We start from the raw sequence: 20,073 nt of genomic DNA, 5'->3' as shown, positions 1-20,073 counted from the left end.
GGCGCCGGGCCAGCGCGCGTCATCGCGGGCGCTGCGCCGTGCTGCTGGCCAGGGCTGCAAGCAGCGCCACCAGCAGCGCGGCCAGCAGGTTGTGCGCCCAGGTGCCGGCAAGCGGCAGCTGCTGCGCAATGATGCCCAGCCCCAAGCCAACCTGCAGCAGTGGCAGCGCCACCAGCGCGAGCGCCGCCGCCTTGCGCGCCATGCGCCACGCGCGCCAGGCCATGATGACCAGAAAGCCCGACAAGGCCAGGCCGGCGGCGCGGTGCAGCAGATGCGCAATCGCGCCGCCCGCGTGGTCGGGCGCGGTGCCTGCCACCGGCACGAACCAGGGGTTGAGCGTGCGCCAGGTGCCGCTCGAGACGTCGCAGCTTCCCAGCGCCGGGCAGGACAGGCCGGCGTGACCGCTGCTGACCAGGCCGCCCAGGGCCAGTTGCACGAAGCACAGCGCCAGCGCCACCCAGGCCCAGCGCGCCAGCGGCGGCGCGACGGCGCCGGGTGCGGGGCGCCGCGCCAGGAGCACCGCCAGCACCAGCATGGCAAAGCCTGCGAGCAGGTTGCCCAGCGTGACCGCCGGCAGCAGCGAACTGCGCGTGGCCGCGCCCAGCACGGCCAGAAACAGTGCCAGCGCCAGCAGGCCGCCGGCCAGCGCCGCCTCGGGGCGCCAGCGCTGGCGCACCGCCAGTGCCAGCAGCGCCAGCACCACCACCAGGCTGCTCGAGGCAATGATGCGGTGCGCGGTGCGCGCCACGGCGATGGCCGCATCGCTGGCGCCGGGCTGCGTCGCCAGATGGGCGCTGGGCGCTTGCGCGCGCGCCAGTTGCCGCTGCCCGTAGCAGGCGGGCCAGGGCTCGCAACCAATGCCGGTGTTCACCAGCCGCACGAAGGCCGACAGGCTGGTGATCGCCAGCACCATTGCGGCGCACAGCCAGGCGAGGCGGCGCAGCCAGCGGCGCGCGGGCACGCCGGCAGGTGGGCGGGCAGGGGAGAGCGTTGCGTCCATGGGGTAGCGGAGGGTGAAAGCCGTGGTGCGCGAATCTACCCCAGACCCGTGCGGGGTGCGAACGTTGCTTTTGCGCGGCGGCTGCACTACCCTCGCTGCGCGACGGCCAGCGGGCGCACCCGCTGGCATCCTCTTACTTTTTGATCCAGATCACGTTTCAGGCCGGGCCCGGCTTGTAGACTGCCTGAGCCGTAAATCCGGATTCAGCCGACCTTGTCAAGGAGCGATCAGCATGAGCCATCATGACGACGAAAACGAGCCTGTGCCCTTCATGCAGCAGTTGCTGGACAGCCCTTTCCTGCTGCTCTTTCTGGGGGTCATGATTCCCATGGTTGTCTACAACCTCTGGGGCTACATCGACACCCTGACCATCCCGCTGGCCAAATAACAACAAAGGAAGCACGTCCATGACCGCAATCCTGCCTCCTTCAGACCGGCTGTGGTGGAAACACCCGATGGATCGCCAGGAGACCATCTGGATCATCATCTCCTTCATCTGGTGCATGGTGATGTTCGCCATGATGGTCGGCTGGCACTTCTTCGGCAAACAGAACCTGGCTACCGAAACCTACAAGGTCGATCCGGCCGCCTTTGCCGAGCGCGCCGAGGCCTTCGCCAAGAAGTACACCGTGCGTACCGAGACCGAACAGGAAGTTCCGGTGGTCGCGCCGCCCGAAGGCAGCGACGTCTACATGATCGGTCGCCTGTGGAACTGGTGGCCCATTCTCGAGCTGGAAAAGGGCAAGACCTACAAGCTGCACATGACCTCCATGGACTACAACCACGGCTTCTCGCTGCAGCCGATCAACCTGAACATCCAGGTCGTTCCGGGCTATGAGCACGTGATCAAGGTCACGCCCAACGAATCGGGCACCTACGCCATCGTTTGCAACGAATTCTGCGGCATCGGGCACCACGAGATGGTCGGTCGCCTGTACGTGAAGTAAAGCGAGGGAAGCGCCATGACCGTCTCTACCACCTACCGTACCTGCCCGCGCTCTGGTCTGCAGTTTGAAGACCAGGCCGAAAAACTCATCAAGGCCAACGCCTTTACCGCCATCGTCGCGCTGCTCGTGGGCGGCATCCTGGCGCTGGGCGTGGTGCTCACGCGCTGGCCGGCGGTGCATCTGCTGGCGGCCGACACCTTCTACATGGTGCTCACCGCCCACGGCCTGGACATGCTCATCTACTGGATGATCTTCTTCGAGGTCGCGGTGATGTACTTTGCCGCATCCACGCTGTTGCGTTGCCGCATCGCCACGCCGAAGATCGCCTGGCTGGGCTATTGGCTCATGCTGATTGGCGCCGTGGTCAACAACATCGCCGTGTTCCAGGGGGAATCCAGCGTGATGATGACCTCCTACGTGCCCATGATGGCCCACTGGTCCTTCTATCTGGGCCTGGTGGTGTTCGCCGTCGGCGCACTGATCGCCTGTGCGGTGTTCTTCGGCACGCTGGTTGTCGCCAAGCGCGAGAAGACCTATGAGGGCTCCATTCCGCTGGTGACCTTCGGCGCCATGACGGCCGCGATCATCGCCGTGTTCACGTTGCTGTCGGGCGCGATCATCCTGGTGCCGACGCTGTTCCTGTCCTGGGGCCTGGTGCAAAACGTCGACCCGCTCGCCTACCGCGTGATCTGGTGGGCGCTGGGCCACTCGTCGCAGCAAATCAACGTCGCCACGCACATCTCTATCTGGTATGCGGTCGCCGCCATCGTGCTGGGCGCCAAGCCCATGTCCGAGCGCGTGAGCCGCGGCGCCTTCCTGCTCTACATCCTGTTCCTGCAACTGGCCAGCGCCCACCACATCCTCGCCGATCCGGGCGTGAGCACCGAGTGGAAGATCGTCAACACCAGCTACTTCATGTACTTTGCCGTGCTGGCCTCGATGATCCACGCGCTGTCGGTGCCCGGTGCCATGGAAGTGGCCCAGCGCGCCAAGGGCTTCAACAAGGGTCTGTTCGAGTGGCTGCGCAAGGCGCCCTGGGGCAATCCGGTGTTCTCCAGCATCTTCATCTCGCTCGTGGGCTTCGGCTTCCTGGGCGGCATCACTGGCGTGATGATGGGCACGGAGCAGCTCAACCTGCTGATCCACAACACCATCTACGTGCCCGGCCACTTCCACGCCACCGTGGTGATAGGCACCACCATGACCTTCATGGGCCTGACCTACTTCCTCGTGCCGGTGCTGTTCCGCCGCGAGATCATCAACCCGGGTCTGGCGCGGCTGCAGCCCTTCCTGTTCGGTTTCGCGATGTACGCCTTCACCATCGTCATGATGGGCGCGGGAACCCTGGGTGTGTCGCGCCGCCACTGGGACATGGCCTTCAACGGCAATGCGCTGGCCTATGAATGGCCGGGTGCGGCCTACCTGATGATGGGCCTGGTCGGCATCACCGGCGTGATCGCGATCATCGGCGGTGCGGTCTTCATCTACCTCGTGGTGGGCTCGCTCCTGTGGGGCAAGCGGCTCGATGGCGGCAAGGTGAGCAACACCTTCACCTTCCTGAACCGCGCCGCGCCCAGCGCTCCGCTGCAAACCTATGGCTCGGCCGGCTTCGTGGCCCCCGGCACCTTCGTGCTGACCATGATCTTCCTGCTGACCTTCATCCTGTACTACTTCGTCAACTGGAAGTATCTCGGACAGCTCTGGGGGCTTAGCTGATCGCTCCTCACGGCGGCATTGGATAATCAGGCGATGGATACCACGACGCTTGAAGTTTCCCGGCGCAGCGCGGCGCAGGTGGCGCGGGACGTCATCTCCCTGTTCAAGCTGCGCATCGGCGTGCTCATCATGATCACCGCGGTGGTGGGCATGGCGATCACGCCGGGGCCGACCATGAGCTGGCTGCAGGTGACGGTGCTCGCGTTGTCGGTGCTCGTGGCCTCGGCCAGCGCCGGGGCCTACAACCAGTACGTCGAGTTCGAGAGCGATCGGCTGATGAAGCGCACCGCAAGGCGCGCCTTTGCCACCGGTGCGCTGCCGCACCACCCGCTGTGGCTGGTGCTGATGGCGCTGATGCTGGCGACTGCGGTGGCCTCGGCCTGGGTCGCCTTCAATGGCGCAGCCGCGCTCTACGTGTTTTTGGGCGCGTTTTTCTACGGCGTCGTCTATACCCTGTGGCTCAAGCGCCGCACCTCGATGAACATCGTCATTGGCGGCCTGGCGGGCAGCTTTGCGGTGCTCGCCGGCGCGGCTGCGGTCGACCCGGCCCTAGGGCCGCTGCCCTGGCTGCTGGCGCTGGTGCTGTTCCTCTGGACGCCGCCGCATTTCTGGGCCCTGGCCATTGCCAACAGCCAGGACTACGCCAATGCCGGCGTGCCCATGCTGCCGGTGGTGGTCGGCCCCGAGCGGGCGGCCCGCGCGGTGCTGGTGAGCACTTTGGCGCTGTTCCTCGCTTCGGTCGCGCCGGTGTTCTTTGGCGCCGGCTGGATTTACGGCATGGGCGCCACGCTGGGCGGCCTGCACTTCGTGCGCAAGTCCTGGCAACTGGTGCGCCGGCCGACCGAGCGTTCGGCCGCCATGGGCGCGTTCTTCGCTTCGTTGGTGCAGCTGAGCGTGCTGCTGGTGGCGGCCTGCATCGACGCCTGGCTGCGCTGACCGGGAGGCTGGCGGTGGCAGCCCGTCTTTTGCCGCGCAGCCCATGGCACTCGCGCTGGTGGCGAACGCTCGCGCTGGTGGCGTGCGCGCTCGCGATCGCCTCGCCCGCCTCTGCGCAAGAGCGCTCGGGGCTTGACGTCGACCGGGCCCTGACGGTGAGCCAGGAGGCCATAGGGCGCCAGATTGGCGAGCACATCCTGCTGGACCGCGAGGGCAAGCCGGTGCTGCTCTCGTCCTACCGCGGCAAGCCGTTGCTGGTGAGCTTCATCTATACCGGCTGCTTCGTGATCTGTCCGACGACGACGCGTTCGCTGCAAAGCGCGGTGAACGAGCTGGAGAAGGCCGTCGGACCCAACCAGTTCAACGTGGTCAGCGTGGGCTTCAATCAGCCCGAGGACAGCCCGCAGGCGCTCAAGGCCTTTGCGCGGCAAAACGGCATCCACAACGCCAACTGGAACTTCCTGAGTCCGCCCATGGCCACGGTGGGCGCGCTGGCCAAGGACTTCGGCTTCATCTTTGCCGCCACGCCTGCGGGTTTTGACCACGTGCTGCAGGTGTCGGTTCTCGACGCCCAGGGGCGCATCGTGCACCAGGTCTATGGCGAGAAGCTGGCCGCTGGCGACTTGGGCGAGCCGCTGAAGATGCTGCTCAACGGCGACACCTACCACCCGTCCAACAGCTTCCTGTCCAACCTGGTGGACCGGGTGCGCATCCTGTGCACCGTCTACGACCCGCGCACCGGCGGCTACAAGGTGGACTACACGCTGCCGCTGCAGATCGGCGGCGGCGTGACCTTCTTCGTCTTGATGATGGTGTTCTTCTTCAATGAATGGCGCGCCAGCAGGGCGCGCCGCAAACGGGAGCGCGGCGCCGACTGACGCTTCGTCCTGCCAGAGCCACGTGCCCGCCCAGGCAACCCACACCCGCGGCGCCGCGCAGGCCGCGCTGTCCCCCCGAAGCGCACGCTACGCCGCCCCGGTGCGCTGGCTGGAGCACCGGTTTGACGCGGTGTTCGGCGCGGCGGCCAATCCGCTCAAGCACCTGGGCGCGCTCGCGGTGTGGCTGCTGTGGATTCTGCTGGCCACGGGCGTGGTCTTGTTCGTGGTGCTGGACACGTCCGCGGCCGGCGCCCACGCCTCGATCGCCGGCCTGGCCGGGCTGCCCCTTGGCCTGGGCCTCATCCTGCGCGGCCTGCACCGCTACAGCGCCGATGCGCTGGTGCTGGTGCTGGCCTTGCACATTGCCCGCGAATGGGCGCTCGGGCGCTATAGCCATGTGCGCCGCCCCATCTGGCTCACCGGGGTGCCGCTGGTCTTGCTGGTTTTTGCCAGCGCGATAGGGGGCTTCTGGCTCAATTGGGACCGGCTTGGCCAGTACTCGGCCGTTTCCACCGCCGAATGGCTCGACGCGCTGGGCCTGTTCGGCGCGCCGCTGGCGCGCAATTTTCTCAGCGGGCAAGCCCTGGGCGAGCGCCTGTTCACGCTGTTTCTCTTCGTGCACATCGGACTGCCCCTGATGCTGATGTTCGGGCTGTGGTTTCACGTGCAGCGCCTGGCCCACGCGGACTGGCTGCCGCCGCGGGCGTTGTCCCTCGGGACTTTGGCGGTGCTGGTGCTGCTGTCGCTCGCGCTGCCGGTCACGAGCCAGGGCGCGGCGGATTTGTCTTCGCTGCCTGAACGGCTGCGCATGGACTGGTTGATCCTGTTCATTCATCCGCTGCTCGACGCGACCTCGCCCGCCTTCGTGTGGCTGCTGGTGTTTGCGCTGCTGGCGGCGCTGCTGCTGCCGCCCTTGCTGCCGGCGCGCCCGCGGCCGGCCGTGGCCGAGGTACAGCCCGAGCACTGCAGCGGCTGCGAGCGCTGCTTTGACGACTGCCCCTACTCGGCCATTACCATGGTGGCCCACGCCAGCGGCAAGCCGGGCGCGCGCATGGCCCAGGTCGACCCCGACCTGTGCGTCGGTTGCGGCATTTGCGCCGGCTCCTGCCCGTCTTCCACGCCGTTTCGCAGTATCCACGAACTGGTTACGGGCATAGACATGCCGCAGCGCAGCATCGATACACTTCGCGGCGAGCTTTTGCAAGGGCTTGCGGCGCTGCCCGGCCCGGGCAAACTGGTTGTCTTTGGCTGCGTTGAGGGCGCCACGTTGCGCCTTCAGGCCCGGGATGTGGTCCAGGTGGATCTGATCTGCGCGGCAATGCTGCCACCTTCCTTTGTCGATTACGCTGTACGCGCCGGAGCCACGGGCGTGCTGATCGCCGGCTGCCGCGAAGGCGCATGCGCCTATCGCCTGGGCCAGCGCTGGAGCGCCGAGCGCCTTGCCGGCCGGCGCGAGCCCCGCTTCAAGCGCCCCGAGGGCGCGCTGGCGCCGGGCGTCGTCTGGGCAGACGCCGGCGACGAGGCGGCAGTGCATGCGCGGCTCGAAGAATTGCGCCGGCAGGCGGCCGGCAACACGGCTTGTAAGAAGGAGTTTGCTTCATGAATCGCAGCTTGAACTGGTTGGGGCAGGCCGTGCTCTACGCCTGTTTCGCCGTCGCCCTCGGGGTTTTGTCGCGCTGGCCCGTCTACCACCCCCTGCCGCCGGACACGGCGCAGATCAAGGTGAGCTTTCTGCACCACGGGCAGCGGGTGGAGGAATGCCGCCCCTATACCGAGGAAGAGAAGGCCAAGATGGCGCCCAACATGCGCAAGAGCATGAAATGCGGGCGCGAGCGCTCGCCGGTGCACATCGAGGTGGACATCGACGGCCAGCAGGTGCTGAGCCACACGGCCGTGCCTGCGGGGCTTTCGCGCGACGGCGCATCGACCATGTACCAACGGCTCAACGTTCCCGCGGGCGAGCACCGCATCACGGTGCGCTTCAAGGACAAGATGAGCAGCCCCGAGCCGACCCAGCAGCTGGAGAAGACCGTGGCGCTCAAGAGCGCCCAGGTGCTGGTGATCGACTATGACCAGAGCCGCGGAGGCGTGATCCTGCAATGAACACCACTCTGCTCGGCAGGCGCGAGCCCACGCGCGCCGCCGCCCCTCCGATGCCGGCGCGCAGCGGCGCCGACTACCAGTTGCACATTGGCCAGGACGCGCGCGTGCGCTTGGCGCGTGGCTGGCTCTGGCTGGCGCTGGCCGCGCTGATCGGCTCGGGCGTGTTCTCGGTGCTGCTCGTGGCATCGCGCACGCCTGGCGTGAATGCGTGGCTGCCGACGGCCAACTTCTTTCATGTGGCGCTGGTGCTGCATGTGGACTTGTCGGTCATGGTTTGGTTCGTTGCCATGGCCGGCATGCTCTGGAGCCTGTATGGGCGTACCAACGCGCAGGCTGCGGGCTGGCTGGGCCTGTGGGTGACGGGCGCGGGCACGCTGGCGATGGCGCTGGCGCCCTTTGTCGACCCGGGCGAGCCGGTGATGTCCAACTACATCCCGGTGCTGCAGTCGCGCCTGTTCCTGGCAGGACTCGTGGTGTTTGCCGCGGGCACCGTGCTGCTGGTGCTGCGCAGCTTGAACACCGCGCCGCGCCTTGGCCTGCACTACGACGGCCATGGCGCGCTGCACTTCGGCCTGAGCGCGGCGGCGGTTTCGGCCGCGGTGGCGCTGCTGGCGTTTGGCTGGTCCTGGGCGGTGCTGCAGACCGATCTGGACGCCAAGACCTACTACGAAATCCTGTTCTGGGGCGGCGGGCATGCGCTGCAGTTCACCTGGACGCTCTTGATGCTCGTGGCTTGGCTGTGGCTGGCCAGCGCCTGCGGCGCGCGCGTGCTGCTCACGCCGCGCGTGGCGGTGCTGCTCTTTCTGCTGGCGCTGGTCGGCGTGTTCGTCACGCCCTATGCCTATGTCTCGCACAACATCACCTCGGTCGAGCACCGGGAGCTGCTGACCTGGGCCATGCGCCTGGGCGGCGGGCCGGCCATCGTGCCGCTGGGGCTGGCCGTGGTGCTGGGCATGGCCACGGCCCGGCTGCACGACGCCGCCCTGAGGCCGCTGCGCGCGGCGCTGCTGTCTTCCATCGTGCTGTTTGCGGCCGGCGGCGTGATCGGCATCTTCATCAACGGCAGCAATGTGCGCATACCGGCGCACTATCACGGCTGCATCGTCGGCGTGACGCTGGCGCTGATGGGCGCGGTCTACCGCGTGCTGCCCTCCATGGGCTATCAGGCGCCGCAGGGGCGCATGGCAACCTGGCAGCCCTGGCTCTACGGCATCGGGCAGCTCATGCACATCGTCGGGCTGGTCTGGTCGGGCGGCTACGGGGTGCAGCGCAAGGTGGCGGGCAGCGAGCAGGTGCTGCGCAGCGCCGCCGAGGTGGCGGGCATGGGCCTGATGGGCCTGGGTGGCCTCGTCGCCATCATCGGTGGTTTGTTGTTCGTGGTGGTGGTGCTGCAGGCCATGCGCGCCCCGGCCCGGCCTGCGCGTTGAAGGAGCGCAAGACATGATAGAAAAAATCCAGAGTCTGCTGCAGTGGATCTTCCTGCGCGTTGAAAACCTGTTCAACCGGGCGTTTGGCGACCGCATCAACCCCTACTACCACCTGGGCGCGATCACCTTCTTCCTGTTCTGGGTGGTCGCGGGCTCGGGCCTGTACCTGTACGTCTTCTTCGAGACCGGCATCACCGACGCCTATGCCTCGGTGGTGAACATCTCGGAAAAGCAATGGTGGCTGGGCGGCATCCTGCGCAGCGTGCACCGCTATGCATCGGACGCCATGGTGCTCACCATGGGCTTGCACATGCTGCGCTACTTCGCCTTCAACCGCTACCGGGGCTTTCGCTGGTTCTCGTGGATCACCGGCATCGTGCTCATCGTCATGGTTTATGCCTCGGGCATCAACGGCTACATGCTGCCCTGGGACAAGCTGGCGCAGTACGTCACGGTGACCAGCTTTGAATGGCTGGACTGGCTGCCCATCTTCGACGGCGCGCTGATGCGCAACTTCCTCTATTCCGACCACGTCGGCGGGCGCCTGTTCACGCTGCTGTCTTTCATGCACATCGGCCTGCCGCTGATCGTGCTGATGATCATGTGGGTGCACGTGCAGCGCGTGCCCAAGGCGCGCACCACGCCGCCGCGGCCCATCGTCTGGGGTCTGCTTGCAAGCCTGCTGGTGCTGTCCGTGGCGGTGCCGGTGCACAGCCAGGGCGGCATCAGCGACTTGTCGCAGGCGGTGGCCAGCATCGAGCTGGATTGGTTCCTGCTGCCGCTCTTTCCCCTGATCTCCCAATGGCCCATGGGCTGGGTGTGGGCGCTGCTCGTGGGCCTGGGCCTGCTCGCCGCGCTGCAGCCCTGGCTGCCGCTCAAGCTGCGGCGCAACCCGGCCAAGGAGGTGCACCAGGTGGTGGTGCACGGCCAGGGCGTGCGCGCGCAGTTCCGGGTGCGCCCGGGCGAGACGATTCTGGACGCCGGCCTGGGCGCGGGCGTGGGCCTGGACTACGAATGCCGCAATGGCGCCTGCGGCCGCTGCATCTGCATGGTGGAGCAGGGCACCTACGAGCACCGCTCCTACCAGCTCAGCGCGCTCAGCGACGAGCAGAAGGCCCGCGGCATGGCCTTGATGTGTTGCGCCATACCGCGCGAGGACATGGCCATAGGCGTAGAGTTGCTCTCCACCGACCCCGGCCACCGCGTCAAGGAGCACAGCGCGAGCGTGGCGAAGATGGCGCGCCTGTCGCCCGACGTGATGCACGTGGTGCTGCGCCTGCCCGTGGGCGAGCCGGCGCTGGACTTTGCCGCCGGCCAGTACATCAACATCGTGCTGGCCAACGGCGAGCGCCGCGCCTACTCATTCGCCAACCGGCCGGGCGTGAGCAACGACATCGAGCTGCATATCCGTCACATGCCCAATGGCCGCTTCACCACCCAGGTGTTCGAGAGCATGAAAGAGGGCGACTTCCTGCGCTTCGAAGGGCCGCTGGGCAGCTTCACGCTGCGCGACGGCCACGGCCCCATCCTGTTCGTTGCCGGGGCCACGGGCTTTGCGCCGATCAAGAGCATCGTGGAAGACGCCTTCGCCCGCGGCGTACAGCGCAGCATGCGCCTGTATTGGGGCGTGCGCCATCCGCAGGACTTGTACATGCTCGACCTGTGCGAGCAGTGGCAGCGCGAGCACGACAACTTCAGCGTGGTGCCGGTGGTCTCCGAACCCGCCGAGGGCGATGGCTGGCAGGGCCGCACCGGCCTGGTGCACGAGGCCATGCTGGCCGACTTCCCCGACCTGAGCGGGCACGAGGTCTACCTCTGCGGCTCGGTGCGCATGGTCGAGAGCGCGGTGCCCGCCTTCATCGACCAGGGCTTGTCCGAGGGCGCCTGCTTCTCCGACGCCTTCGTGCCGGCTGCCGGCGCGCCCGTGGTGACCTCCTGAAGCGGGCTTTGCGCGCCGGGCCCGCCGGCTGCGGGCGGCGCAAGCGGCGCAGCAGCGGGCTCGGGCTTTGGCCGCGCCCCTGCGCCCGCAGCGCGCGTGGGCAAGAATGGCTGCTTTTGAGCCTTTGCACAGCAGCCCTTCATGCGTTATAGAGGAGGATCACCCTTGCCCCCCGCCCCGCCGCGCGGCGCGCACCCTGCGGGGCCTGAAGCCTCGGACTGGCGCACGCTCTCGCGCCTGCTGCCCTATCTGTGGCAATACAAATGGCGCGTAGCAGCGGCGATTGCCTTCATGCTTGCGGCCAAGCTGGCCAACGTCGGGGTGCCGCTGCTGCTCAAGGAACTGATCGACGCCATGGACGTCAAGAGCGCGAGCGCTGCGGCGCTGCTCGTCGTCCCGGTAGGTCTGCTGCTCGCCTATGGCGGCTTGCGGCTGGCCACCTCGCTGTTCAACGAGCTGCGCGAACTGGTGTTCTCCAAGGCCACGCACGGCGCGGCGCGCTCGATCGCGCTGGCCACCTTCGAGCATCTGCACAGCCTGTCGCTGCGCTTTCACCTGGAGCGCCAGACCGGCGGCATGACGCGCGACATCGAGCGCGGCGTGCGCGGCATCGAATCCATGGTGTCGTTTGCCATCTTCAACATCGTTGCCACCTTCATCGAGGTGCTGCTGGTGCTGGCCGTGCTGGGCGCCAGGTTCGACTGGCGCTTTGTTGCGGTGACGCTGAGCGCGCTGCTGCTGTACGTGGGCTTCACCGTCTGGGTGACCGAATGGCGCATCGAGTTTCGCCGCGAGGCCAACCGCTCGGACTCGGCGGCGAGCACCCGCGCGGTCGATTCGCTGCTGAACTACGAAACCGTCAAGTACTTCAACAACGAGGCCTTCGAGGCGCGCCGCTACGACGAAAGCCTGGAGCGCTTTCGCCGCGCGCAGCTCAGAAGCCGCTCGTCGCTCGGGCTGCTCAACACCGGCCAGCAGTTCATCATCGCCAGCGGCCTGGTGGCCATGCTCTGGCTGGCCACGCAAGGGGTCGTCGACGGGCGTCTGTCCCTGGGCGATCTGGTCATGGTCAACGCCTTCATGATCCAGATCTACATCCCGCTGAACTTCCTCGGCGTGATCTACCGCGAGATCAAGCAAAGCCTGACCGACCTGGCGCGCATGTTCGTGCTGATGGACACCGAGCGCGAGGTGCGCGACGCGCCCGGCGCGCAGCCGCTGCAGGGGCTGCAGGCGCCGGTGGTGCGTTTTGAGGACGTGCATTTCGCCTACGCCGCGGACCGCCCCATCCTGCGCGGCGTGAGCTTCGAGATCGGGGCCGGGCAGACGGTGGCGGTGGTCGGCCCCTCGGGCGCAGGCAAATCGACGCTCGCGCGCCTGCTGTCTCGCTTCTACGACATCCAGCAGGGACGCATCACCATCGCCGGGCAGGACATCCGCAGCGTGACGCAGGACAGCCTGCGCCGCGCGATCGGCATCGTGCCGCAGGACACCGTGCTGTTCAACGACACCATCGCCTACAACATCGCCTACGGCCGCACCGATGCCACGCCCGAGCAGGTGCAGCAGGCGGCGCGCGCCGCGCACATCCACGACTTCATCGTCTCCACGCCCCAGGGCTACGAGGCCATGGTCGGCGAGCGCGGCCTGAAGCTCTCGGGCGGAGAAAAACAGCGCGTGGCCATTGCCCGCACGCTGCTCAAGGACCCGCCCATCCTGGTCTTTGACGAGGCCACGAGCGCTCTCGACTCGGCCAACGAACGCGCCATCCAGGCCGAGCTGCGCCAGGTGGCCCAGGGCAAGACCACGCTGGTGATTGCGCACCGCCTGTCCACCGTGGTCGACGCGCACGAGATTCTGGTGATGGATGCCGGGCGCATCGTCGAGCGCGGCACGCACGCCCAATTGCTTGCGGCCGGCGGGCGCTATGCGGACATGTGGGCGCTGCAGCACCAGGGTGCTTCTGGCGCCGAAACTACGTTCCAAGCAGACTGAAATTCATGGCAAAAATGGCCGCAGCGCTTGTGGCACAAGCGCGGCAAGCTATCAGTTCAGGAGGAAACAGGCGGTGATGGTTGCCTGCCGTGTCCGCGGCTGGGAAGCTCGGTGTGGACGCCGCCCGCCGGCCGCCCTGTTTTGCAAACAAAAAGAGCTGCCAGCGCCCGTCTTGCAAGCGCTGTCAGCTCCTGTTTGAAGAGCAGATTACTGCTTGCGCGCCGCGATCGACTTTTCTGCCTGGTTCACCAGGTCGGCGCCGATCTGGCCCTTCCACTTGTTGAACACGCCGCGCGTGGCCTTGACGAATTGCTCGCGCTCGGCCGGGCTGAGCTGGGTCACCGTCACGCCCAGGCCCTCGATCTGCTTGAGCAGGGGCTTGTCGGCTTCCACCACGCCCTTGCGTGCGAGAGCGATTTCCTCCTGGCCTGCTTCGATGGCTGCCTGGCGCACGGCTTCACGGTCCTCGGGCGTCCAACTGTTCCAGACTTCCTTGTTCACCACGAAGATCAGCGGGTCGGCGATGTAGCCCCAGAGCGTGAGGTATTTCTGGCTCACGTTCTGCAGCTTGGCCGCGGTGAAGATGGACAGCGGGTTCTCCTGCCCGTCCACCGCGCCGCTGGCCATGGCGGGCTGGGCGTCGGCCCAGCTCATCTGCGTGGGGTTGGCGCCCAGCGCGGTGAAGGTATCGAGGAACAGCGGTGAGCCCACCACGCGGATCTTCAGGCCCTTGAGGTCGGCCGGCGTCTTGATCGGGTGCTTGGAGTTGGAGATCTCGCGGTAGCCGTTCTCGCCCCAGGCCAGCGGCACCACGCCGGCCTTGTCCAGCGTGGCAAACAGGCTCTTGCCGACCGGCCCCTGGGTGAGCGCGTCGATCGCGGCGTAGTCGGGCATCAGGAAGGGCAGCGAGAACAGATTGAGCTGCTTGACCTGGGGCGACCAGTTGATGGTCGAGCCTATCGCCATGTCGATCACGCCCTGGCGCAGCGCGGAAAATTCGCGCGTCTGGTCGCCCTGGATCAGCGACACGCCGGGATAGAGCTTGATGTTGATGCGCCCCTGGGTCTTTTCCTTGACCTTGTTGGCCCAGATCTCGCCGCCCTTGCCCCAGGGGAAGGCGGTGCCCAGCACCAGCGACATGCGGTATTCGCTCTTGTAATTGCTCGCCTGCTGGGCCCAGGCGGGCGCGCAGAAGCTGAGGGCGGCTGCCGCCGCGGCTGCGGTAGCGAGAAAGGTGCGAAGTAGCATGGCAAGTCTCCTTGGGGTGGTTGAAAGTCAGTAACCGAGCTTGGCCGGCAGCCAGAGCGAAATCTGCGGAAAGGCCACGACCACGAGCGTGGCGATGGTCATCGCCGCAACCATCCACAGCACCCAGCGCGTGGTCGCCTCCATGCGCACATGGGCTATTTTTGCCGACACCATCAGGTTCACCGCCATCGGCGGCGTGAACTGGCCGATGGCGATGCACAGCACCAGTACGGTGCCGAACCAGACCGTGTCCCACTGGTAGTGCTGCAGCAGCGGCGCCATCAGCGGCACGAAGATCAGCATGATGGAGATGCCGTCCAGGAACATGCCCATGACGAGCAGCAGCACCAGAATGCAGGCCATCACGCCCCATTCGCCCATGCCCGAGGCGACGATGGCGCGCGTGACCGGGTCGATCACGCCCAGCGTGGAGAGCGAAAACGCGAAGATGCCCGCGAGCGAAACCACGATGAGGATCACGGCCGACAGCTCGCCCGCCTCGCGCAGGATTTCGTAGAGGTCGCGCAGGCCGATGGTGCGGTGCACCACCATGCCGACGAACAAGCCGTAGAACACCGCGACCACGGCCGCTTCGGTCGGCGTGAACCAGCCCATGCGCATGCCGCCCAGAATCACCACCGGTGCCATCAGGCCCCAGGAGGCCTCGCGCAGGCTCTTCCAGAACGGCGGGCGCGGCTCGCCGGCTTCGTTCTGCCCCATCTTGTGCCGGCGCGACAGCCACACCGCCGGCACGATGAGCGCCAGCCCCGCGAGGATGCCCGGCAGCATGCCGGCGGCGAACAGCGCCGGCACCGACGCGCCCGAGACCAGCACCGAATAGACGATGAAGGCGATGGAGGGCGGAATCAGGATGTCGGTCGATGCGGCCGCCGCCACCACGCTGGCCGAGAATGCCGCCGGGTAGCCTGCGCGGCTCATCGCCGCGATCATCACGCCGCCGACGGCCGCCGCCGTAGCCGGCCCCGAGCCCGAGATGCCGCCCATGAACATCGCCACGCTGATCGCCACCAGCGGCAGCATGCCCGGCCCGCGCCCGACGATGGCGACGGCAAAGTTGACCAGGCGCAGCGCCACGCCCGAGCGGTCGAAGATGGAGCCCACGAGCACGAACATCGGAATCGCCAGCAGCGGGTACTTGCCCAGCCCGGCGTAAAAATTCTGCGGCACCGCCAAGAGGCCAAACCACTGCGCATCCTGATTGGCCAGCGCAATCGCCGCCGTGCCCGCCAGGCCCAGCGCCGCGCCGATGGGCACGCCCAGGAACATGAACACCACGAAGGCGGTGAACAGCAGCGTGGCGATCACGCGGCGCTCTCCTCATCGCCCGCGAGATAGTCGGCGTCGCTCTGGCGTGCCTGCCTGCGGTACAAGCCGATGGCGCGCGCCGAGATCAGCGCCGACAGCAGCGGCAGCCAGATCGAATACCACCACTGCGGCACGCCAATGCCGGGCGAGGTTTCCTCATAGCGGAAGTCGTCCCAGACCACGCGGACGCTGACCACCGCGATGAAGGCAAACAGCAGCGCGACCAGCGCCGCGCCCAGTTGCGCCAAGCGCCGGCGCCGCGCGGCAGAGCCGCCCTGGGCAAAGAATTCGATGCGGATGTGGCTGTCGCGCACCACGGCGGCGGCGCCGCCCACCATGGCGAGCACGATCATCAGGAAGACCGAGATCTCCTCGGTCCAGGCGAACGATGCGTCGGTGAAGTAGCGCACCAGCACGTTGGCAAAGGTGATCAGCGCCAGCAGCGCCATGACCAGCACCACGCACCAGTCCTCAAAGCGCGGCGCGCGGGGGCTGGAGCCTGCCGGCGCGGGCGTGCGGTGCTCGGGTTCTTGCGTATCTTGGGCGGGCATGGGGCTCCTGGCTGCTGTGCCCGACGCGCCAAGGCAGCGGGGCCAGCTATTTTGCACGCAAGAATAGCAGCGGCCCGAGGCGCCGAAACACGATAATGCGCCCCCATGGAAACCAAATGGCTCGAAGATTTCGTCAGCCTGGCCGAGACGCGCAGCTTCAGCCGATCGGCCCAGTTGCGCCATGTCACGCAGCCGGCGTTTTCACGGCGCATCCAGGCGCTGGAGGCCTGGGCCGGCACGGATCTGGTGGACCGCACTTCCTACCCCACGCGGCTCACGGCCGCGGGCGACACGCTCTACGACCAGGCGCTGGAGGTGTTGCAGACCCTGCAGAACACCCGCGCGGTGCTGCGCGCGCACACCGCACCGAGCGACGACGTGGTCGAATTTGCCGTGCCGCACACGCTGGCGCTGACCTTCTTTCCCGCCTGGGTGACCAGCCTGCGCAAGGGCTTCGGCCCGCTCAAGAGCCGCCTGATTGCGCTCAACGTGCACGACGCGGTAGTGCGCCTGGTGGAGGGCAGTTGCGACGTGCTCGTCACCTACCACCATCCCTCGCAGCCGCTGCAGCTCGACCCGCAGCACTTTCAGATGATCGCGATCGGCGACGAACCGCTCGCCCCCTATGCGCGTACCGGCCCCGGCGGCGAGCCCATCTACCGCCTGCCGGGCACCGCCGACAAGCCGCTGCCCTTCCTGGGCTATGCGCCTGGCGCCTATCTCGGGCGCATGACCGACCTGGTGCTGCGCCAGGCGGGCACGGCAGTGCACCTGGACCGGGTGTACGAAACCGACATGGCCGAAGGCCTGAAGGCGATGGCGCTGGAGGGCCATGGCATTGCCTTCCTGCCGCTGAGCGCGGTGCGCGGCGAAGTGCGCGCACGCAAGCTCGCCAGCGCCGCCCCGCTGCACGAGCCCGAGCGGCTGAGCATGGTCATGGAGGTGCGCGCCTACCGCAAAAAGCCGTCGCAGCGCGAGCCGAACAAGAACCTGACGCAAAAGCTCTGGGACTACCTGCTGCGCCAGGCCGAGCGCGCCGGCGGCGAGGCCGGCTGAGGCCGCTGCCGTGCCAGCCTGTGCGTGCCTGCCTGTGCCTGCCGCGCGGCGGCGGCTCTTATGATGCCTGCCGGCCCGGCGAGCGCTCAGCCGCCCCTTGAAGCGCTGGCGGACGCACCCATTTGTCTGCATCGATTTCCCGACTCTCGCTCATCCGGAGCCCTTGCATGAAACGTATCGCGCTCTTTCTGCTCACCAACATCGCCGTCGTGGCGGTGCTCGGCGTCGTGGCCAGCCTGCTCGGCGTCAACCGCTATCTCACGGCCAATGGGCTGGACATGACCAGCCTGCTCGGCTTTGCGCTGGTCATGGGTTTTGGCGGCTCCATCATCTCGTTGCTGCTGAGCAAGACGATTGCCAAGGCCAGCATGGGCGTGCAACTCATCAGCGCGCCGCGCAACGCGGACGAGGCCTGGATCGTCGAGACCGTGCGCGAACTGGCCGAGAAGGCCGGCGTGCAGATGCCCGAGGTCGGCATCTACGACGGCCCGGCCAACGCCTTTGCCACCGGCGCCTTCAAGAACTCCGCGCTGGTCGCGGTCTCCACCGGCCTGCTCTCGGGCATGACGCGCGAGGAGGTGCGCGCGGTGCTCGGCCACGAGATCGCCCACGTGGCCAACGGCGACATGGTGACCATGACGCTGATCCAGGGCGTGATGAACACCTTTGTGGTGTTCGCCTCGCGCGCCATCGGCTACTTGGTGGACAGCTTCCTGCGCCGCGGCGACGGGCGCGACAGCGGCCCGGGCATAGGCTATGTCGTGACCACGCTGGTGTTGGACCTCGTCTTCGGCTTCCTGGCGGCGATCATCGTCGCCTGGTTCTCGCGCCAGCGCGAGTTCCGCGCCGACGCCGGCTCGGCGCAACTGCTGGGGCAGACGCAGCCCATGATCAACGCGCTGTACCGCCTGGGCGGCATGCAGCCGGGCGAACTGCCCAAGAGCATGCAGGCCATGGGCATCACCGGCGGCATAGGCGCGCTGTTTTCCTCGCACCCGCCGATAGAGCAGCGCGTGGCCGCGCTGCAGGCCTTGCGCGGCTGAGAGCTTGAGAGGCAATCCCCCATGCCCGCCCTGCACGCCCACACACCGCCACTCTTCGTTGCAAATACTCGCCATGGCCCCGGCCATGACTGCGTTTTGCGTCTCGATGGGCGGCGTTTTGACGCGCCTTTCGGGCACGGACAATTTCCGCTCAAGCTCTGAGGGCGGCGCTCAGCGGCGCAGCATCGCCTCGGCCGCCAGCGCCATGGCGAGCAGGCGCTGGTCCTGCCCGCCGGGGCAGGCGAGGCTCAGCCCGACCGGCGCCTCACCCGGCGCATGGATGGGCAGCGAGATCGCGCAGCCGTCGAGGAAATTCACCACCGAGGGGTTGCGCAGCAGCAGGCTGTTGGCGGCAAAGAAGGCCTCGTCGCTCGCCAGCAGCGGGGCGATTTCCGGCGCCACGATGGGCACCGTCGGCATGATGAAGGCGTCGTAGTCGGCCAGCGCCGCCTCCATCCTGGCAATCCAGTCGCGCCGTGCGGCCAGCAGGTCCACGTAGTCGGCGGCGTTCATCTGGCTGCCGACGAGGATGCGCGAGGCCACGCGCGGGTCGTACTCGCTCTGGCGCGCCGGCAGGTATTGCCGGTGCCAGGCCCAGGCTTCGGCATTGGAGAACGTGCCGTGCGCATGGATGGCCGCCAGTTCGTCGAGCGGCGCAAGCGGCGCATGCACCACGCGCGCGCCCGCCTGTGCCAGGCGCGCGAGCGCCCGCCGCCAGGCTTGGGCGACCGTCGCATCCATGCCGTCCAGCACCAGGTTGCTGGGCGCGAGCAACTGCAGCCGCGTGAGGTCTGCCGGCTCGGGGCGCACCGGGGATTCGCCCGCGAGCACGCTGTCGAGCAGCGCGCAGCAGCGCACCGTGTGCGCAATCGGACCTATCGAATCGAGCGAGGTGGACAGCGGCAGCGCCCCGGCGGCGGGAATGCGCCGCGCCGTGGGCTTGAAGCCGGTGAGCCCGCACAGCGCGGCCGGAATGCGCACCGAGCCGCCGGTGTCCGTGCCCAGGGCCGCGCAGGCCATGCCGTCCGTCACGCTGATCGCCGCGCCCGAGGACGAGCCGCCGGGGATGCGGCCGCTGCCGCTGCGCTCCCAGGGATTGCGCGGCGTGCCGTAATGCGGGTTGATGCCCACGCCCGAAAAGGCGAACTCGGTCATGTTGGTGGTGCCGACGATTACCGCGCCGGCCGCGAGCAGCCGGTCAACGACGAGCGCATTGCGCGTGGCCGGCGGCGCAAACTTCAGCAGCGTGGAGCCCGCGCGCGTGCGGTAGCCCGAGACGTCGAACAAGTCCTTGATCGAGATTGGCACCCCCTCCAGCGGCGAGCGCACCAGATTGGCTGCGCGCAGCGTGTCGCTGGCCTGCGCCTGGGCACGGGCGGTGCGTGCCAGCACGCGGGTGAAAGTGCTCGGCCCTTCGCCTTCAGCGGCGCGCGCAATCGCCTGCTCGGCCAGCTGCGCGGCGCTGGTCTGGCGCTGGGCGAGGCGGTGGGCAACATGGACCAGGGAATCGGGCTGTTCTCGGAGCGACATGGCACAGGGTGAAGCGGCGGATGCCGCATGGTAGCCGGCTCGCGGATAATCGCGGGCGTGAAGCACGCCAGACCGCCGCTGGTGCGCGCCCGAGAAGGCCGCACTGGAGGAAAGTCCGGACTGCACAGGGCAGCGCAGCAGCCAACGGCTGTCCACCGTGAGGTGAGGATCAGAGCAACAGAGACGAGCCGATTCAGTTCGGGTGCAACGGGCAATCTCTGCGCGCAGCAACACCAAGTAGGCCAGCGTTGATGTGGTCCCGCGGAGCTGGCGGGTAGGTGGCATCGAGCCGGCGGGGCGACCCCCGGCCCAGATTGATGGCGGTCACATGCGGGCAACCGCATGCACAGAATCCGGCTTATCGGCGGGCTTCACACT

The 20,073-nt window shown here is 67.6% G+C and carries 17 protein-coding genes and 1 other RNA gene; 13 read left to right on the top strand and 5 right to left on the bottom strand.

Going from position 1 to position 20,073, the window contains the following annotated elements:
- Positions 1-19: 19 nt before the first annotated feature.
- Positions 20-1,000 carry a heme A synthase gene (locus tag KUD94_RS09540; RefSeq protein ID WP_218236958.1) on the bottom strand — a complete coding sequence of 327 codons (981 nt, stop codon included), beginning with the start codon at positions 998-1,000 and terminating at the stop codon, positions 20-22.
- A 232-nt stretch (positions 1,001-1,232) separates the two neighbouring features.
- Between KUD94_RS09540 and KUD94_RS09535 the strand changes: the two genes are divergently transcribed.
- The 10 genes from KUD94_RS09535 (at position 1,233) to KUD94_RS09490 (ending at position 12,941) form a co-directional block, all read left to right on the top strand.
- Positions 1,233-1,388 (top strand): hypothetical protein, encoded by a 156-nt coding sequence (locus KUD94_RS09535; RefSeq protein WP_186764573.1) that lies wholly within the window; start codon positions 1,233-1,235, stop codon positions 1,386-1,388.
- 19 nt (positions 1,389-1,407) lie between these two features.
- A complete protein-coding gene (locus tag KUD94_RS09530; RefSeq protein WP_146912910.1) occupies positions 1,408-1,947 on the top strand; it encodes a cytochrome C oxidase subunit II in 540 nt (179 codons plus the stop codon).
- Positions 1,948-1,962: 15 nt separating this feature from the next.
- Positions 1,963-3,663 (top strand): cbb3-type cytochrome c oxidase subunit I, encoded by a 1,701-nt coding sequence (locus KUD94_RS09525; RefSeq protein WP_218236956.1) that lies wholly within the window; start codon positions 1,963-1,965, stop codon positions 3,661-3,663.
- A gap of 33 nt (positions 3,664-3,696) precedes the next feature.
- The gene (gene cyoE, locus KUD94_RS09520; RefSeq protein WP_218236954.1) at positions 3,697-4,599 is read left to right on the top strand and encodes a heme o synthase; all 903 of its coding nucleotides are present in this window, start codon (positions 3,697-3,699) and stop codon (positions 4,597-4,599) included.
- A gap of 14 nt (positions 4,600-4,613) precedes the next feature.
- Entirely contained in the window at positions 4,614-5,477 is an 864-nt protein-coding gene (locus KUD94_RS09515) for an SCO family protein (protein ID WP_255568696.1), read from the top strand.
- A 22-nt stretch (positions 5,478-5,499) separates the two neighbouring features.
- Positions 5,500-7,080: a 4Fe-4S binding protein gene (locus KUD94_RS09510; RefSeq protein WP_255568694.1), complete on the top strand. Its 1,581-nt coding sequence runs from the start codon at positions 5,500-5,502 to the stop codon at positions 7,078-7,080.
- Complete coding sequence (locus KUD94_RS09505; protein ID WP_218236951.1) at positions 7,077-7,580, top strand: hypothetical protein; 504 nt, start codon at positions 7,077-7,079, stop codon at positions 7,578-7,580. The genes KUD94_RS09510 and KUD94_RS09505 overlap by 4 nt, the downstream gene beginning before the upstream one ends.
- Positions 7,577-9,007: a cbb3-type cytochrome c oxidase subunit I gene (locus KUD94_RS09500; RefSeq protein ID WP_218236949.1), complete on the top strand. Its 1,431-nt coding sequence runs from the start codon at positions 7,577-7,579 to the stop codon at positions 9,005-9,007. Before KUD94_RS09505 ends, KUD94_RS09500 begins: the two co-directional genes overlap by 4 nt.
- A gap of 13 nt (positions 9,008-9,020) precedes the next feature.
- The gene (locus tag KUD94_RS09495) at positions 9,021-10,946 is read left to right on the top strand and encodes an FAD-binding oxidoreductase (protein ID WP_218236947.1); all 1,926 of its coding nucleotides are present in this window, start codon (positions 9,021-9,023) and stop codon (positions 10,944-10,946) included.
- Positions 10,947-11,087: 141 nt separating this feature from the next.
- Positions 11,088-12,941 carry an ABC transporter ATP-binding protein/permease gene (locus KUD94_RS09490; protein ID WP_218236945.1) on the top strand — a complete coding sequence of 618 codons (1,854 nt, stop codon included), beginning with the start codon at positions 11,088-11,090 and terminating at the stop codon, positions 12,939-12,941.
- Between the two features lie 207 nt (positions 12,942-13,148).
- Here KUD94_RS09490 and KUD94_RS09485 read toward each other — a convergent pair whose 3' ends face one another.
- From KUD94_RS09485 to KUD94_RS09475, 3 genes are read right to left on the bottom strand one after another with little or no spacing between them, the layout of a single operon-like run.
- The gene (locus tag KUD94_RS09485; protein WP_218236944.1) at positions 13,149-14,189 is read right to left on the bottom strand and encodes a DctP family TRAP transporter solute-binding subunit; all 1,041 of its coding nucleotides are present in this window, start codon (positions 14,187-14,189) and stop codon (positions 13,149-13,151) included.
- A 27-nt stretch (positions 14,190-14,216) separates the two neighbouring features.
- On the bottom strand, positions 14,217-15,515 hold the full coding sequence (locus tag KUD94_RS09480) for a TRAP transporter large permease (protein ID WP_218236942.1): 1,299 nt from the start codon (positions 15,513-15,515) through the stop codon (positions 14,217-14,219).
- Positions 15,512-16,066: a TRAP transporter small permease gene (locus tag KUD94_RS09475; RefSeq protein ID WP_218236940.1), complete on the bottom strand. Its 555-nt coding sequence runs from the start codon at positions 16,064-16,066 to the stop codon at positions 15,512-15,514. Before KUD94_RS09475 ends, KUD94_RS09480 begins: the two co-directional genes overlap by 4 nt.
- A 105-nt stretch (positions 16,067-16,171) precedes the next feature.
- On the opposite strand from KUD94_RS09475, the gene KUD94_RS09470 reads away from it, so the two are divergent.
- Entirely contained in the window at positions 16,172-17,122 is a 951-nt protein-coding gene (locus KUD94_RS09470) for a LysR substrate-binding domain-containing protein (RefSeq protein WP_218236938.1), read from the top strand.
- A gap of 167 nt (positions 17,123-17,289) precedes the next feature.
- A complete protein-coding gene (gene htpX / locus KUD94_RS09465) occupies positions 17,290-18,165 on the top strand; it encodes a protease HtpX (protein WP_218236936.1) in 876 nt (291 codons plus the stop codon).
- Positions 18,166-18,336: 171 nt separating this feature from the next.
- Here htpX and KUD94_RS09460 read toward each other — a convergent pair whose 3' ends face one another.
- Positions 18,337-19,695, bottom strand: coding sequence for an amidase (locus KUD94_RS09460; protein WP_218236934.1), 1,359 nt, complete (start codon positions 19,693-19,695; stop codon positions 18,337-18,339).
- 59 nt (positions 19,696-19,754) lie between these two features.
- Between KUD94_RS09460 and rnpB the strand changes: the two genes are divergently transcribed.
- Positions 19,755-20,072: RNase P RNA component class A (rnpB, locus tag KUD94_RS09455), an RNA gene on the top strand.
- Position 20,073 lies beyond the last annotated feature (1 nt).

It is taken from the genome of Comamonas sp. NLF-1-9, from assembly GCF_019195435.1.
Classification (GTDB): Bacteria; Pseudomonadota; Gammaproteobacteria; order Burkholderiales; family Burkholderiaceae_C; genus Comamonas_C.
Note: the sequence above shows the minus strand (reverse complement) of the source record. Positions and strands in the feature narration are given on the sequence as shown.